The following is a 16,380-nucleotide window of genomic DNA, read 5'->3' as shown; positions in this document are numbered from 1 at the left end:
ACGGTCGTCAAGGTGCCATGCCTGCATGGGGCGCTGTACTCGGGGAAGAAGGTGTTCGTGACGTAACCAGTTATGTACGTACACTTAGCGGCCAGGAATCTGATGCTGATGCTGCTGCACGCGGCAAGACTCAGTTTCAGGCACTTTGCACAGCTTGTCATGGTGTTGACGGTAAAGGAATGCTAGCACTTGGTGCTCCAAACCTTACTGATAATACTTGGCTATACGGCGGTTCTTTTGAAGACATCGCTCATACCATTCGTTCTGGACGTAATGGTGTAATGCCTGCTCATAAAGACCTGCTTAGCCAAGATAAAGTGCAGTTAATTGCAGCTTACGTATATAGCTTGTCTAACAAGTAACACTAACCTTATGAAAACCCGATGAGCAAAATTTATTAAAGAGAACAACTAGCGTGCGGGAACCATCACTTGGGTCCCGCTCCTTCATTTCCCGCCTCCAAATAAACTCTATTTGAAATTAGGTATTCAGCAATTGCTTTGTTTTCAAGGCAACTGTCCGTACATAGGAAACCCCTACCGCATCACAAGCACGGATCAGTGCCGCTAAGTTCCTGGGTTTATGCACCGGTTGGCATCGTTCAGCGTCGATATCAGGTTCTGCTTGCGTTGCGGTGTCATTATTAAGCTCTGAGTCCTATTCGATGCGCTATTTTAGCGAAAATAAGCTGACTTAACTGCACTGTAGCCTCTGAAAAACACACATAACCCAATATTTATGAGTTCTAGCCACCTGTAACCTTTCAGGTTAGTGCTACAAAAAATGTTAACAACGCTTGCTAGGCTCTATTATGCTTAAATAAATCCATTTCATAACGCTGCTAAAGGAAGGCTTACATTGAAACACCCTCTTTCCGTGACTGAAGCCATCGCCTTAATACCCGATGGTTCAACTATAATGATTGGTGGTTTTATGGGTGTTGGCTCCCCACTAAGCCTGATCAAAGAACTGGTCCGCCAAGGTAAAAAATCGCTCTGCGTCATTGCTAATGATACCGCTCAAGAAGGTGCAGCTATTGGTCTGTTAATTGATGCACACTCTGTAAATAAAGTGATTGTGTCTCACATAGGGACTAATCCAGAAACACAACGGCAGATGATCGCCAAAGAGCTAGAGGTAGAGCTATCTCCTCAAGGCACATTAGCAGAGAGAGTGCGTGCTGGCGGCTACGGTTTAGGGGGCATACTGACACCCACCGGGGTAAATACGCTGGCTGCTGAAGGGACGCAATTAGTAGAAGTAGATGGGGAGAGCTTTTTGCTTGAGCGCCCACTAAAAGCAGATTTTGCGCTAATTAAAGCCCAACAGTCAGATTACTATGGAAATCTGAAATATCGCCTGACGGCACAAAATTTTAATCCATTAATGGCCATGGCTGCTGAGCATGTCATCGTCGAGGTTGAAGAGATGCTTCCTGTTGGTTGTATCGCGCCTGATGACGTACACACCCCAGGTGTGCTAGTTGATATGATTGTGAAGAGCGAGGCCAAAGCATGAAGGATAAAGAGATTATAGCCCGCCGTATTGCGCAAGAAATTGCACCGGGGTCACTGGTTAATTTAGGTATTGGTCTGCCAACTATGGTCGCGCAATATGTGGATAAAAATGACCATGTATTCTTTCAATCAGAAAATGGTGTCATTGGTATAGGAGGCTTTCCTGAAGGGATGGAAAACCCTTCTTTAACCGATGCTGGCGGCAGCTTCATTGGTGTATTACCGGGCGCAGCAGCGTTTGATAGTGCTTTTTCATTTGGCCTAATTCGTGGTGGACACCTCGATATGACCATACTAGGCGGGCTTCAGGTGGATGAGCAAGGCCACTTGGCCAACTGGATTATCCCAGGAAAAATGGTCCCCGGCATGGGTGGCGCAATGGATCTTGTGGCAGGCGCTAAGCGTGTAATTGTCGCGATGACGCATACCGCCAAAGGCAATGCAAAGCTAGTGAAATCGTTAGCTTTCCCAATGACAGCAGACCGTAGAGTCGATCTAATCGTAACGGAAAAAGCAGTCATACAGCCCACTGAAGAGGGCTTGCTTCTTAAAGAGCTAGGCCCAGGGTGCACACTTGATGAAGTACTCAGCTTGACTGATGCTACCTTAATCATTCCGGACGACCTACCACATATGGACATATAAGCGTTCACAAGCTTTAACCAAAAAGCGCCCCTCATTTGAGGAGCGCTTTTTTAACATCTAGGTTTTAACACTGATCCCTACACTTTAAATCGCTTAACACTTCCCAGTAGCTTACTAGCCAACTCAGCAAGAGCCGCGCTGGTAACTATGAGATTTTCAGAATCTTGGCTCGTCTCCTTGGACATTGTACTTATCTCAACAATGTTTTGATTAATATGTAGTGACACTGATTTTTGCTCTTGTGCCGCTGAAGCTATCTGAGCATTCATATCTGAAATATCACTGACAGTTTGCTGGATTTCACTTAAAGAAGCCGTTACCTGAGAGGATCTTGATAACAAAGTTACCGCCTGATCAGAGCCCAAACGCATGGAGTTAATAGATGAACTAGCGCTGGACTGTAAGCTAATGATCATTGACTCAATTTCCGAAGCAGATTCCTGAGTACTTTTAGCAAGCGAGCGTACTTCATCAGCAACAACTGCGAAGCCTCGACCTTGTTCTCCCGCTCTTGCTGCTTCAATAGCGGCATTAAGTGCTAGCAAGTTAGTTTGATCAGCGATTCGTTTGATCACATCAAGAATCCCCGTAATTTCCATCGCACCCTGCTCTAATTTGGCAATATCGACCATCGTTTCATTGAGCTGTTGAGATAAACCATGAATACCATCAACGGTGCTTTCTACTAACACCCCTCCTTCATCTAACTGATTTTTAGCCTTTGCTGCAGCATCTGCTGCAGAAGCAGTATTTCTCACAACTTCCTCAGCGGAAGCTGTCATTTGAGTGACAGCCGTTGCAACTTGCTCGGTATTTTGGTGCTGAAAGTTCAAACCCTGATTAGTGTTCTCAGCGATAGTGATAAGATTATTAGAGGCTTCTGCTACCTGTTGTGATCCAGACTTGATACCAAACACTAATCGCTTAAGACTATCCTCCATACGAATGAGTGAAGAAAAAACACCCCGCTCTTTATCAGCGTTTAACGCCTTCGCACTTAAATTCCCATCAGCAATTCGTTGCGAAAGTAACTGCATATCTTTTGGTTCAATGCCAAGCTGGCCCCAAATAATGCGACCTATGAGGTAGGTTGCTAGAATCCCTACGATGACTGAAATAGCCATAATAACCGACAAGGTTGTCATGGCTTCCTGCTCATGCTCTTTGGCTGAAATAGCTGCGTTTCCGGTAAATACGCTAATCTCATGGAGCAAGCTTTCAAGGGCCTGAGTTAACTCGTCTGATTCGTGCTCAACCTCACTAGCCAAAATACTTAACTCTTCAGAACGGCGCTGTTTAATCACCTCGAACAAACGATGGCTGTGCTGTTCAAATGTATAATGCTTCACTCCTATCGACTTAAGCTCTGCCAATACATGAGAGAACTCGTCTCGTTCCTCATCATTATGGGCATGACTAATCACTTCTTTAGCTTGCTTTGCAGAGTGTTTTATCTCGTTAGCGACCCGCAAACTCAATTGATCAAATTTAGACACTTCTTTGTTAACAGTCTCTGTGTCAACAGAACCTCCAACGACAGCCGGTTGTCCGTGACGTAAGGCCCTTTCCAAATGGATAGTTTGTTCCAATTGATGCTCAGTAATACTAATAAGCGATGCCGTTAAGGGGATATCTTGCTCAGCTATTCCCTCTAACTCCTGACCAACCTGAGCCATAGAAAATATTGAAAATGTAAAAGATATTGCTAGCAACATTAATAACAGCAGTGAATTAAAAAATATGAGTCCACGCATGGAAAAAGCACTTAGAAAAGCAAACATCCCTGACATCAAAAAATCCTCTATAGCGAGTGCGGCCTATGTATAACAGCCAAAAAGCAATGTAACTCTTTCTTATTAAAGAAAGAAGCACGTAAATTAACCTCAAACACTTTAGTACAAAATTCCAAATTAAGTAGTTTGTACTCATATAATAACTATAAGATTTGTGAAAATAGCTTAGGCTTTGATGGCAGTACTCTTTACTAGATGACAGGCCTTAGAGGAGATGGAGCGTTTCCATGTTGAACGGGTGTTAGAAGGTACGCAATGGCACCGAGGAAAAGCATGCGAGATATTGGGTATATCCCGCCAAAAATCACAACAAATGATTAAGAAATGGACTGACCCTACTGGTTCTAATCAAGATTAACAGGGTCAATCTGGCAACTTATTTACTTAACATTCAATTGCGTTAACGGCCAAGCCTCCGCGAGAAGTTTCCTTATACTTATCTTGCATATCCATGCCGGTATCCCACATGGTTTTTATGACTTTATCCAAAGAAATAAAGTGCTCACCGTCACCACGCAACGCCATTTGTGTGGCATTAATGGACTTCATTGCACCAATAGCGTTTCGCTCTATACAAGGAACTTGAACCAAGCCACCCACAGGGTCACAGGTCAAGCCTAAGTTATGCTCGAGGCCTATTTCCGCCGCATTTTCTACTTGCTCAGGTGTGCCACCGAGTACTTCACACAAACCCGCTGCCGCCATCGCACACGCAGAACCCACTTCACCTTGGCAGCCAACTTCAGCACCCGAGATAGACGCATTTTTCTTGCACAAGGCACCAATTGCCGCCGCTGCTAACATAAAGTCAACAATACACTTTTCAGTAGGCTTATCGGTGAACTCCGTGTAATACATCAGTACTGCTGGGATAATGCCTGCGGCACCATTCGTAGGTGCTGTTACCATACGCCCACCCGCTGCGTTCTCTTCATTTACCGCTAATGCATACAGATTAATCCAGTCCATTGCGCCCATTGTTGTGCTGATAACATTAGGTTTGGTCGAGCGGATCAAGGATTTATGTAAGCTCATTGCACGGCGCTTAACATGTAAACCGCCCGGCAAGGTGCCTTCTTTGTGTAGACCATTGGCAATACACTCTTTCATCACAGCCCAAATATCCATTAGGCCATCACGAATCTCCTGCTCACTGCGCCAAACTTTTTCATTTTCCATCATCAACTGACTAATCGATAGGTTGTTTGCTTTACATAGTTCCAACAATTCAACCCCGTTATGAAACTCATACGGCAAGGCAACCTGCGGTACTACATGGGCATCGGCTGTTGCTTCGCTTTCATCAATCACAAACCCCCCACCTATCGAATAGTAGGTGTTGCTATAAATCGCTTGGCCTTGTGCACCAAAAGCTGAAATTCGCATCGCATTAGGGTGGTAAGGGAGGTTTTCTTCAAGCAGCAGCATATCCCGCTTCCAAATAAACTCTATTGGAAATTTATTGAGTAAGTGCAGCGTATCACTCTCTTTTACAGAGGCGACTTCCTGCAAAATAATATCTGGGTTAACGGTATCTGGACGCTCACCTAACAAACCTATAATGACTGAATTATCAGTACCATGCCCAATGCCAGTCGCACTTAATGAGCCAAACAGATCAACCTGTATGCGTGCCACATCAGACGCTAAGCTTTTCTGCTCAAGGTAATCCGCAAACTTAGCGGCCGCTAACATCGGGCCGACGGTATGTGAACTGGATGGGCCTACGCCTACTTTAAAGAGATCGAAAACGCTAATAGACATGATGCCTCCGCACTAAGTACGTAAATTATTATTCTGATAGACATGGGATTATGTGCTCACTCAAAAATGGCGTATGCCAATTTGCGACCTGTACGTTTCTTAAAGCGTTAAAAGAGTCATAACATGGGGATTTTTTGATAACTTTGGAATGTTAAATACAACTTATCAACTTTATCGCTCATCACGTGACGGGATCACAACAGTTAAAGGGGGCTCAATAGAAAAGTAAAATGGATTAAGGAGTCTCTACCCTGCATCACAAAATTGATGCATTATCACCCATCAACTGATTCAACACACAACTAGGTGTTAATGTGGAGCGACTTAATCTCAATTTACTCAGAGCACTGACGGTACTACTTGAAGAGCGAAATGTAACCCGCGCTTCAATCAGGCTCAGCCTCACTCAATCGGCAATGAGTCGACAGCTTAGCCAACTTAGAGATTATTTTGTCGACCCGCTTTTGATTCGTGACGATAACGACTACTTATTAAGCGCCAAAGCAATAAAGCTTCTTCCCAGAATCCAAGCGATTCTTTCTGACGTCGATAGTTTACGAGGAGAAGACCGCTTCGACCCAGCTTTATGCAATCGTCGTTTCTCCTTTGCTTGCACAGATTATGTTGCTCAGTTCATATTCCCCGACATCTTGCAGCGCTTACAAAAAGAAGCACCTGGAATCGATATCATCTACGAAATGTGGAAACCAGAATGGCTTAGCGGACTTGGTCAGTTGCCATTAGATTTCGTTTCGACGACAACCTCTACAATGCCAGAAAACCTATCCAGTGTGCACTTAGGCTTTGACAGCCCTGTTTGCTTGATGGCACATAATCATCCATTAGCCGATAGCGATTCTATGACGCTTGATGAAATGCTGAATTACTCTTTCGTGCACTTGAACAGTGGGGGTGATAAAGACTCTTTTTTTGATCGAGCCTTAGAAGCACGAGGAGTTAGGCGACGAATTCTATTTGAAGTGCCTTTTTTCTCTGCAGCATTTCAAGTGCTGGCCGGCAATCAGTCCTTAATGGTTCTGCCTGCGCATATAGCTCGCAATGCTGCAAATCATTTTCCACTGACTTATCGACCTTTACCGGTACAAGTACCGCAAAATCATTATCATCTGTGCTGGCACGCTATGCACAATCTAGATCAAGCACACGCGTGGGTTAGAAACTGTATCGCGGATCAACTCATCACCTCGATGTACTCATCCCAAAAGCATGATTTAATATCATAAGCATCATTCTTAATTTGCATTTCTCGCATACTACAGCCTCGAATAAACTAGTAAACCTAAATTAATTCGAGGCTAATACCATGAACCTAACCACATGGCTTTCTCTTGTTGCTATCTGTTGTATTGGGGCCATATCACCGGGTCCAAGCTTAGCTGTGGTACTGCGCCATAGCATAGGCAATAGCCGTGCCCACGGCATTATTGCATCCATCACCCACGCCTTCGGGCTCGCTGTATGGGCACTATTAACTATTTGGGGGCTCGCCGTATTAGTGACCGAAACACCTCTGCTATACAAGCTGATCACTTACGTTGGCGCGGCTTATCTGGCTTGGATGGGAGTAAAGGCAATACGCTCAAAAGGAAACAATAAACTTAGCGTTGATAAAACCACAGCGCCTCTAATAGAAGCAGCTCAGGACGGGGTGATGATTTCCCTACTGAACCCAAAACTAGCTATTTTTTTCATCGCATTGTTTTCGCAATTTGTCACAGCAGACTTAACATTGACAGATCAGCTGATCATGCTTGGCACGGTGGTATCCATCGATAGCCTATGGTATATCCGCGTTGCCATCGTATTATCTCATTCTCGCTTAATCGATAAGCTACAACAAAAATCGGCCATGATCGATAAAATAAGTGACATCGTACTTGTAGGGTTAGCTCTTAGAGTTGTCACTCTGTCATAAGAGCACTCAAAATGAACCCTACCCGCTCACTCTTTGGGTAATGAGTCTTACCTCTTAACTTTTCTAAACGGTTATTACTGTATTGTTTAAAGCTGTAAAATATTGTAAACGTAATGTAAACAGCTCTTGATGCATTAGTAATCAATAGACTAACCTAGTGGGTGGGTTGCCTGTAACTGAGTAACCTAAAGATAATAAAAACAATAAAGTGGCTCAGCCTATCTAGGATCTAAAATAGTATGAATACTGATGTCCGTATCCTTGTAGTTGATGATGAAGCAGTGACTCGAGAATGTCTTGTAAGCTACTTCAAAGAAGAAGGCTATAACGTATTTAGTGCAGAAACAGCCGAACAAGCGGAAGCGGTACTCAGCAGTAGGGCCATTGATGTGGTACTCCTAGATATACGCTTACCCGGCAAAGATGGCCTAACACTAACCAGAGAACTTAGAGTGCATTCTGAGGTAGGCATTATTTTAGTAACCGGGCGTCAAGATGAAGTTGATCGCTTGATTGGCCTTGAATGTGGGGCAGATGAATATGTCACTAAACCGTTCAACCCTCGCGAGATCTTGGCTCGTACTAAAAACCTCGTTCGTCGTGTACGACATTGCCATAGCCACAAGCCTACAGACGCTCTACCACACACGTTCAAAACCTTTGAGCGCTGGAAACTCAACCTCGATAGACGTCAATTGATTGATGAAAATCAGATAGAGATACAGCTAACCGAAGGTGAGTTCCAGCTATTGAATGTGTTAATGCTGAACTCAGGTAAGGTGATGAGCCGGGAATTAATTCTTGATCAGATCCGTAACCGCGAGTGGGTTCCTTCAGACCGAACCGTCGATGTACTCATTGGTCGCTTGCGGCGTAAACTATGTGATGATCCTGCCAACCCAAAAACAATTTTAACCGTTCATGGCGCTGGATATTTATTCACCCCTAAACCCGCCGACCTACCATGAAGGCGTGTTTAGGGCGACAATTACTCCCTCATATTATATCTATTATTTTACTCTTCAGTTCTCCGGCAGTTTTTGCAGAAACGCTTAAGGCTTGCGGCCACCCTTTTTACCCGCCGGTCTCTTGGGTGGGCAACGGTCAATTAACAGGGCTTGCCCCTGCCATCACAAAAAAAGTATTTAACGAGCTAGGGTATGAGATTCAACTCATCACGGATTACAACTGGAAACGCTGCCTATTAGAAGTACAGCTGGGTAACGCAGACATTGTGGTCGCTGCCTTCAAAATACCAAGTAGAAAGACGTTCTTACATTTTACCGAATCCCCTTTAATCGTCGACCCTATCGAGCTGTTCGTTAACCGACAAGCACCCATCAAAGTAAAACAAATGAGCGACCTTAAGGGCAAGACAGTCGGATTGTTATTGGGTGATAGTTTCGGCGAAAAGTTCGATCATTTTGTGCAAAACAATAGCGATATAGAGTATGTCTCTCGCAATAGCCAAAACTTTACAAAGCTCGCCCTTAAGCGAATCGACTACGTGCCAATTGGTGCGTTAAGTGGAGAATTACAAAGTAAAAAACTAGGCCTTCATGATCAAATTATGGCTCTCGACTACAGAATCAGTACTGAATTTTTTTATTTAGCCCTAGGAAAAAGCAGCTCGCTTGAAAAGCACCTTCCCTACCTAAATCGCAGACTTAAAGAACTCACACAAGACGGAACAATAGAGCAACTGACACACTTTTACAGCCATCAATACACTCACTCAACAGACCCTCTTACACCAAGCGCTCTAACACCAAACTCTCTGATTCATGAGATCAGCAAATAATGAAGTCCTTCAAAGACTTGCCCCCCAACCTCAGGCGGTACTCAAAAGAACATCCTTTGGGCTATAAGGTGATGCTCTATGTATGCGGCTGTAGCTTTCTATTTATTCTACTTTCTACAGCTCTTCAATTAACACTGGATTACCGCCGTGAATTTAAAGCGATAGACCAACAAGTTGAGCTAATTCGCAGCAGTTACCTTGCTAGCCTAGCCAAAAGCGTATGGGATATTGATCAAGCACAAATTAAACTACAGTTAAAAGGGATTGAAAATCTGCCTGATGTTGCCTTTATCTCACTCGATAATATCAACAGTGATAGTATTCATTTGCCTACTCAAAATACCAATAAGAATATTCAGCAGATACAAAGCCATCAATTTAAACTTGTATATTTTCACAATAAACAACAGCGATCATTGGGCACTTTAGCAGTCAGTTTTAATTTAAAAGCTGTCTATGCTCGCATTTGGAAAAGAGGCTTCGGTATTCTCTTAAACCAAACACTTCTCGTTTTGTTAATTGTATTAGTCATCATAGTGATTTTTCAGCGACAGATAACTCGACACTTAGAAGCGATGGCCAATTACAGCCGTGAAATTGGTTCAGGTCAATTAGAAAACAGCCTGCAGCTAAACCGAACTTCTCCCAAAAACAGCGATGAATTGGACCAACTTGTTACCGCTTTAAATGAGATGCGCTTGTCTATCCGCAAAGAGATTAGCCGCCGTGAACAAGAGCAAGAGGAGCTACGCTACAACAGAGACCAACTCCAAGCGATGGTAGAGCGGCGCACCGAAAGTTTACAAAAAGCCAAAGAGGCGGCAGAAGAAGCAAGCAATGCCAAGTCTCGTTTTTTATCAACCATGAGCCATGAGATACGCACACCGATGAACGGTATGATGGGGATGATACAGCTTCTCAAAAGCAGCGAACTCAATGACGAACAACACAGTCATATTTGTGTTTTACATGATGCTACCAACGCGCTTCTGGAAACGTTCAATAACGTTTTAGAATATGGCCGCCTTGTTGAAGGTGCCTATAGTGTTAGCTCTACACGCTTTTCGCTACACAACCTACTTCATAACTTAACGGCACTGCTAAGCCCCGAAGCGAACCGTAAACAACTAACTCTAACTGTAACTGTTGCTGAGAATATAGGTGATTATTTTCTATCGGAAGAAAATAGCTTACGCCAAATTTTGACCAATCTACTCGCCAACGCTATTAAATTCACCGATCAAGGCAGTGTAGAACTGCACGTTTCATGCTTAGAAGATACTCCAGAACATCAAACACTACGCTTTGCTATATCAGACTCTGGCATAGGTATAGCTCCAAATTTGCAGGAGCATATATTTGACCGTTTTACTCAAGCAGATGAAACTATTACTCGTCGCTTTGGCGGTACCGGTCTAGGGCTCGCTATCTGTAAAGAACTAGCGGAGCATTTAGGCGGTAATCTTGGTCTTGAAAGCAGACCGGGGCAGGGTAGCACCTTTTGGTTAGAACTAACCTTACAATGTACACAAGCAGAAGCGAAAAAACCAAAACATCTTAATGCTGATGTATACACCCCTTCAGCTCAACATATTCTTCTTGTTGAAGATGTTGAGATTAACCAACAAGTTATTTTAGGGTTACTTGCTGGACATAAAGTCACTATTGCCGACGACGGGGTTAAGGCTTTAGCCATGGGCCGAGAACAAGTGTTTGACCTCATTCTTATGGACATGCACCTGCCAGGACTTAGCGGTTTGGAAGTCAGTAGACGCTTAAATCACGACCCTGATTGCATCAATTATAAAACGCGGATTATTGCACTCACTGCCAGCGTAAGACCCGAAGATATCCACAGTTACCTTGAAGCAGGTATCTGTAGCGTAATAGCCAAACCTGTTGATAAAGAACAACTTTTACAAGCTATAGCAGGCCACCAGCCCAGTGATGAATACAACACTATTAGCTCGAAATATAACGACACTGACAAACCAATACTGGACAGCGCAGTAGTAAGTGTTCACCAACAAATGCTTGGCGCTGAAAAATTAGCAACGTTAATGAAAGGTTTTTGCAAAGTCCTTAATGAAACATGGCCAGTATTGCAGCAAAGTATTTTTGCACAAGATTATTATGAATGTAGCCAGCAGGCCCATAAACTAGCAGGCGCATGCGACACCATGGGTTTTAGCCGGGCTAGCCAGCTCCTACGATCGTTAGAAGAGACGGCAGATCTAGGAGAGGAAATTAACTCTACATTTATTGATGAACTACAAGATGTCATCACTAGCACACAAGCACTGGCTAAAGAGTGGACATAACACACATACACAGAGCTATTTACAGGGTCGTTAACCTAATAAGAGATGAAACAAACAAGTCTACAAAGACTGGCTTGTTATGATGGTTCGTTCACCCAATGAATAGTCACTTTTCTTTTTCCCCACTCTTTGGCTTTCTTGGTGTCTTTTCCCATATAGATATCTATTTTTCGCTTCCATCTCTTATTCATTTTATCAAGCACCTTATATTTCCCTTCAAACCCCTCTATTGAAACTTCAACACCATGACCTAACCCCATTTTAATAAGATCTCTTGATACCGCTATAGTTTTCATTCCTGGGCTAAGCGTATCGCCCCATGCTGCAAGCGAAGGCGTGGAATCTGTTTCATTAGCATTTGAAGTATAGGCGGTAGCGGTAACCTCTAAAGAGTTAGCATTACTGCACCCATATAAGAGATGCATGGTTATCAAGATTACAAAATACTTATATTTTTTCATGCTTCGTATACCGCTCTAAACTACCCACAATAAGAAGTAACTTTACTCTTTAAGACACAAAAAAACCCTATAGAAGTGATCTCCTATAGGGCTTTTTTTATGTAGCGTTAATCCAAAGACAAATTAGGGAAACTCAGCCTATTATACTGTGCTGCCAGCAACCACTTCATCTGTATGCATTATTTCGCTTTCAGCCTTCGCAGCTTCAGCCTCTTCCTCTGATATTTTAGGAGAGAACAAGCCTGTAGCGGCATAAAACAAACCTATGACAGGGGATAACCAGCAGGCAAAAGCCAATGGGATGTAAAGTAAGTTTTCCATATTACCATCACTAATACCTAACCCAAGTGCTGTGATAACAAAAGCTCCACCTGCATTCCAAGGAACCAATGGAGAAATCAAAGTACCACCTTCTTCAACAGCCCTAGATAAGTTAAGTTTAGAATAACCTTGCTTCACGTAAGCAGGTGCGAACATACGACCTGGAAGTGCGATAGATAGGTACGGATCACCAGCGACTAGATTCGTTGCTACTGCTGAACCCATTGCTGCGGCTTGTAAGCCAAAAAAACCACTCACTCGACGAACTATAGCTTCAATGATAGTTCCCAAACAACCGGTGCGTTCTAACGCTCCACCAAAACCTAAAGCGATCATGACAAGAGTGATTACCCATGTCATAGACTGAATACCACCACGGTTAAGAAGGCTGTCAATTTCGCTAACGCCTGTATCAATTTTATAACCCGACTGCATGAAACCAAATACTTCATGCAAAGAAGAACCTTGGACAAACATCGCCATCAGTGTGCCGACAAGTACCCCAGCAAAAAGAGACGGCAATGCAGGCATCTTTTTCAAGGCTAAGATAACAACAAGCAAAGGAGGCAGTAATAACATCCACGATAATTCGAAGTTTTGCTCTAGGCCACTAGTAATAGCATTAATTTTTGAAAAATCCACGGCACCAGTACCGATCATATTAAAGCCGACAAACAAGTAAATGGCTAAAGCAATTAGCATTGCTGGGACAGTCGTTGGCATCATATTACGAATATGATCAAATAAATTAACGCCTGTTACTGCCGGTGCTAAATTAGTTGTATCGGAAAGAGGTGAGATTTTATCGCCAAAGAACGCACCAGAAACTACTGCACCAGCTGTCCAGTAAACAGGGATGTCAAAACCTGCACCAATACCCATCAGTGCTAAACCGACTGTACCTACAGTACCCCAAGATGTACCTAGTGAAACAGAGACAACTGAACACAACAGCATTGCAGCACCGAGGAAATACTCCGGTGAAAGCACTTTTAAGCCGTAGTAAATCATTACAGGAACAGTACCGCTGGCAATCCAGACACCAACAATCATTCCGACAGTCATTAAGATAGCAATAGATGGCAGACCAACGCGTACCACTTGCATCACGCCGCCTTCAATATCATCCCATGTATAGCCACGCATCCACGCGAGTACTGCGGTAATCGCAAGACCTATCGCCAAAGGCACGTGAGGAGTGAAGTCATCAAAGTAAAAAAGTTGTATCCCGAGCACCGCGAGGGTGAGCACAATAGGCAGTATTGCCATGCCAAAACTGGGCTGTAAGTTTTTTTCATTAGTCATGTGTTTTTCCTATCCGGTTACCTTGTTTATTTTTGTAATTGGCTTCTACGAACACTTTAAAAATACAGTTTTTCCTATGTATTATTTAATCAAAGAGACAATGCTTTTTAATACAGCATTAATAATCTGTTGATACTTTTATACAGGTAAAAAATTCAACTGAACATATAGGGAAAATTTAGGAAAATCATAGAAAAACTAACTTAAGGCAAAGTATGTAAACGAACAATTACATTAAATATAAATAACGCAATAGAATTAACAATCACTTAGAAGTAACAAAAATACTAAGTAAATAAAAACAAATAATATTTTCAAAATAATTAATACTTATTTACATCTATTTACATTTTTTTACATTACCATGTCTATAAATTACACCTAAATTCTATGTTTATTAAAAACCTGTTATAAACAACAAACAACAGTCGCTTAATTAATAGCAGCCTGTATAAGAGACAACATAAAATAGGTATGGCTTATGACTGACAGCAAAGAGAAGCGCAACTTCAGCGCAAAAATGCGAGATACTAACAGTGCTTTCTTGCCCTCTGAAAGCCCTCAATCTGAACCAACACATGTCGGTTTTATTCTACAAAAGCATTTCTCAATGATGGCATTCACGGCGGCCGTTGACGCTATAGTCACAGCCAACCTTGTCAATACTAGCCCGCTGTTTAGCTATGAGACACTTGCTATAGATAGTTCCCCTATTATGAGTGACCTGGGCATAGAGATTTCTGCCGACTCTATTATTAATGAGACAACAGCCTCACACAAAAGCTTCCCTAAGATACTCATTATTTGTGGCGGCTTTCGCTGTTCAACAGAGGCACACCTCCCCCTTAGCATGCTGCTTAAAGAAGCCGCCAAACAAGGCGTTATTATGGGAGGTATATGGAATGGAGCGATTGCGCTGGCGCATGCAGGACTATTAGACAAACAAAGCTGTGCCGTTCATCCAGATAACCACGCATTTATGCGGGAACGCTTTCCTCAAGTAACTACATCTAACCAAGTATTTGTTAGCGACAATAACCGCCTCAGTTGTGCCGGCCCGGTTAGCGCTTTAGAGATGATGCTTTACCTGATTGGTGATATACATGGGAAAGCAATTGTTAGAGCCATAAAAGAGATTCTCAGCTGCGATCAAATATCAGAAAGCAGTGATGTACGCCTTAATCAAGTTATTGATGACCCCTGTCTGCCTGAAAAACTGCGTGATTTAATGGCATTAATGGCTGCCAATATTGAAGAGCCAATTAGCGCCGAAGAGCTTAGTGAATTTGTGGGTATATCAAGGCGCCAAACAGAACGCTTATTTCAGCATCATTTGGAAACATCTCCTAGCCGCTATTATTTAGAACTAAGAATTACTCATGCACGCCGATTACTGCTACAAACCAATGATTCAATTACCAATATTGCGCTAGCTAGTGGTTTTGTTAGTACCAGCCACTTTAGTAATTGCTATAAAGACTATTTCGGTGTATCTCCCACACTGGCTCGCGAAAACCGTTAAACAGCCTAGACCTAGTAAGCCAGGCTAGAACATAGCAAAACGTTACTCGTTCTAGCCTAGTGTTAACTGCAGTCGCTAGTAATACTAGTTACCAAAGACAACAGTACGGCTACCGCTTAGGAAAACACGTTTTTCAATGTGATAACGCACGGCATTAAACAGGGTTATGCGTTCTACATCTTGGCCTTTAGATATTAAATCTTCAGGATAATACGCATGATCAACCGACTGAATACCTTGAGCAATAATAGGCCCTTCATCCAAGTCATTATTCACATAGTGAGCAGTCGCCCCTACCATTTTCACACCTTTCTCCCACGCCTGATGATAAGGACGTGCGCCTTTAAAGCCAGGTAATAAAGAGTGATGAATATTGATCGCCCAGCCATCAAGATGCGTACATAGGTCAGGAGATAACACTTGCATGTAGCGAGCAAGCACAACTAATTCTGTATCGTATTCTTTTAGCAGCTTCATAATCTCAGCTTCTTGCTGAGGCTTCGTTTCTTTGCTAATTGGCAAGTGGTAGTAAGGAATATCATGCCATTTTGCTAAATGTTCAAGATCAGGATGATTAGAGATAATCACCGGTATCTCAATATTCAACTGGCCAGTACGATGGCGGTACAGTAGATCATTTAAGCAATGATCATATTTAGACACCAAGATCGCTACCCGTGGGCGATGCTCAGGCTCAGTCAATTCCCACTGCATCTCAAACTCAGCAGCTCTAACGGAGAACTCTTCGTTAAACTGCGCTTCGTTAAAGTTGTCAGTGTTAGGCTGAAACTCAATTCGAATAAAAAACCGGTTGGATTCTCGATCATCAAAAGAATGAATCTCGTCGATATAGTTTCCGGACTCAGCCATAAAGCGTGTTACTACATCGACCGTGCCTAATAAACTCGGGCAGTTCGCTGTAAAAATCCAAGGCTTGTTTTTTGTATTCATAAAAACCTCATGTCAGCAGCATTTCGCATAGAAATACTGCCTC

At 42.9% G+C, this 16,380-nt stretch carries 15 protein-coding genes; 10 read left to right on the top strand and 5 right to left on the bottom strand.

The features are described from left to right. From G511_RS0102050 to G511_RS0102040, 3 genes are all read left to right on the top strand, one after another. On the top strand, positions 1-362 hold a 362-nt coding region (locus G511_RS0102050; protein ID WP_028468142.1), incomplete at its 5' end, for a c-type cytochrome. A 496-nt stretch (positions 363-858) separates the two neighbouring features. After that, positions 859-1,518 (top strand): CoA transferase subunit A, encoded by a 660-nt coding sequence (locus tag G511_RS0102045; RefSeq protein WP_028468141.1) that lies wholly within the window; start codon positions 859-861, stop codon positions 1,516-1,518. Next, positions 1,515-2,162, top strand: coding sequence for a 3-oxoacid CoA-transferase subunit B (locus G511_RS0102040; protein WP_028468140.1), 648 nt, complete (start codon positions 1,515-1,517; stop codon positions 2,160-2,162). The genes G511_RS0102045 and G511_RS0102040 overlap by 4 nt, the downstream gene beginning before the upstream one ends. Before the next feature lie 77 nt (positions 2,163-2,239). On the opposite strand, the gene G511_RS0102035 is transcribed toward G511_RS0102040, so the two are convergent. Further along, a complete protein-coding gene (locus tag G511_RS0102035; protein WP_028468139.1) occupies positions 2,240-3,952 on the bottom strand; it encodes a methyl-accepting chemotaxis protein in 1,713 nt (570 codons plus the stop codon). Positions 3,953-4,169: 217 nt separating this feature from the next. On the opposite strand from G511_RS0102035, the gene G511_RS24100 reads away from it, so the two are divergent. Further along, positions 4,170-4,313: a helix-turn-helix domain-containing protein gene (locus G511_RS24100; RefSeq protein WP_084628975.1), complete on the top strand. Its 144-nt coding sequence runs from the start codon at positions 4,170-4,172 to the stop codon at positions 4,311-4,313. 26 nt (positions 4,314-4,339) lie between these two features. Here the strand turns inward: G511_RS24100 and G511_RS0102030 are convergent, their stop codons facing one another. Further along, positions 4,340-5,719, bottom strand: coding sequence for an L-serine ammonia-lyase (locus G511_RS0102030; RefSeq protein ID WP_028468138.1), 1,380 nt, complete (start codon positions 5,717-5,719; stop codon positions 4,340-4,342). Between the two features lie 314 nt (positions 5,720-6,033). Here G511_RS0102030 and G511_RS0102025 point away from each other — a divergent pair, with 314 nt between their 5' ends. The 5 genes from G511_RS0102025 to G511_RS0102005 all read left to right on the top strand — a co-directional run bounded on the left by G511_RS0102025 (position 6,034) and on the right by G511_RS0102005 (position 11,777). Next, positions 6,034-6,963: a LysR family transcriptional regulator gene (locus G511_RS0102025; protein WP_028468137.1), complete on the top strand. Its 930-nt coding sequence runs from the start codon at positions 6,034-6,036 to the stop codon at positions 6,961-6,963. Positions 6,964-7,043: 80 nt separating this feature from the next. Further along, entirely contained in the window at positions 7,044-7,655 is a 612-nt protein-coding gene (locus G511_RS0102020; protein ID WP_028468136.1) for a LysE family translocator, read from the top strand. Between the two features lie 239 nt (positions 7,656-7,894). After that, a complete protein-coding gene (locus G511_RS0102015; protein ID WP_028468135.1) occupies positions 7,895-8,623 on the top strand; it encodes a response regulator in 729 nt (242 codons plus the stop codon). Continuing rightward, positions 8,620-9,456, top strand: a complete 837-nt coding sequence (locus G511_RS21565; RefSeq protein ID WP_084628974.1) for a substrate-binding periplasmic protein — start codon at positions 8,620-8,622, stop codon at positions 9,454-9,456. Before G511_RS0102015 ends, G511_RS21565 begins: the two co-directional genes overlap by 4 nt. Then, complete coding sequence (locus G511_RS0102005; RefSeq protein WP_051221417.1) at positions 9,456-11,777, top strand: hybrid sensor histidine kinase/response regulator; 2,322 nt, start codon at positions 9,456-9,458, stop codon at positions 11,775-11,777. The genes G511_RS21565 and G511_RS0102005 overlap by 1 nt, the downstream gene beginning before the upstream one ends. 77 nt (positions 11,778-11,854) lie before the next feature. Here the strand turns inward: G511_RS0102005 and G511_RS0102000 are convergent, their stop codons facing one another. Together G511_RS0102000 and nhaC are read right to left on the bottom strand one after the other, a co-directional pair. Continuing rightward, positions 11,855-12,238 carry a 3D domain-containing protein gene (locus G511_RS0102000; RefSeq protein ID WP_028468133.1) on the bottom strand — a complete coding sequence of 128 codons (384 nt, stop codon included), beginning with the start codon at positions 12,236-12,238 and terminating at the stop codon, positions 11,855-11,857. A gap of 141 nt (positions 12,239-12,379) precedes the next feature. Next, positions 12,380-13,864, bottom strand: coding sequence for a Na+/H+ antiporter NhaC (nhaC, locus tag G511_RS0101995; RefSeq protein ID WP_028468132.1), 1,485 nt, complete (start codon positions 13,862-13,864; stop codon positions 12,380-12,382). Positions 13,865-14,345: 481 nt separating this feature from the next. On the opposite strand from nhaC, the gene G511_RS0101990 reads away from it, so the two are divergent. Beyond that, a complete protein-coding gene (locus G511_RS0101990) occupies positions 14,346-15,386 on the top strand; it encodes a GlxA family transcriptional regulator (protein WP_028468131.1) in 1,041 nt (346 codons plus the stop codon). A gap of 84 nt (positions 15,387-15,470) precedes the next feature. Here G511_RS0101990 and purU read toward each other — a convergent pair whose 3' ends face one another. Next, positions 15,471-16,337, bottom strand: coding sequence for a formyltetrahydrofolate deformylase (purU, locus tag G511_RS0101985; protein WP_028468130.1), 867 nt, complete (start codon positions 16,335-16,337; stop codon positions 15,471-15,473). Between the last annotated feature and the right edge of the window lie 43 nt (positions 16,338-16,380).

Source organism: Neptunomonas japonica DSM 18939, from assembly GCF_000422765.1.
Taxonomy (GTDB): domain Bacteria; phylum Pseudomonadota; class Gammaproteobacteria; order Pseudomonadales; family Balneatricaceae; genus Neptunomonas; species Neptunomonas japonica.
This window is presented reverse-complemented; position numbering and strand designations above follow the sequence as displayed.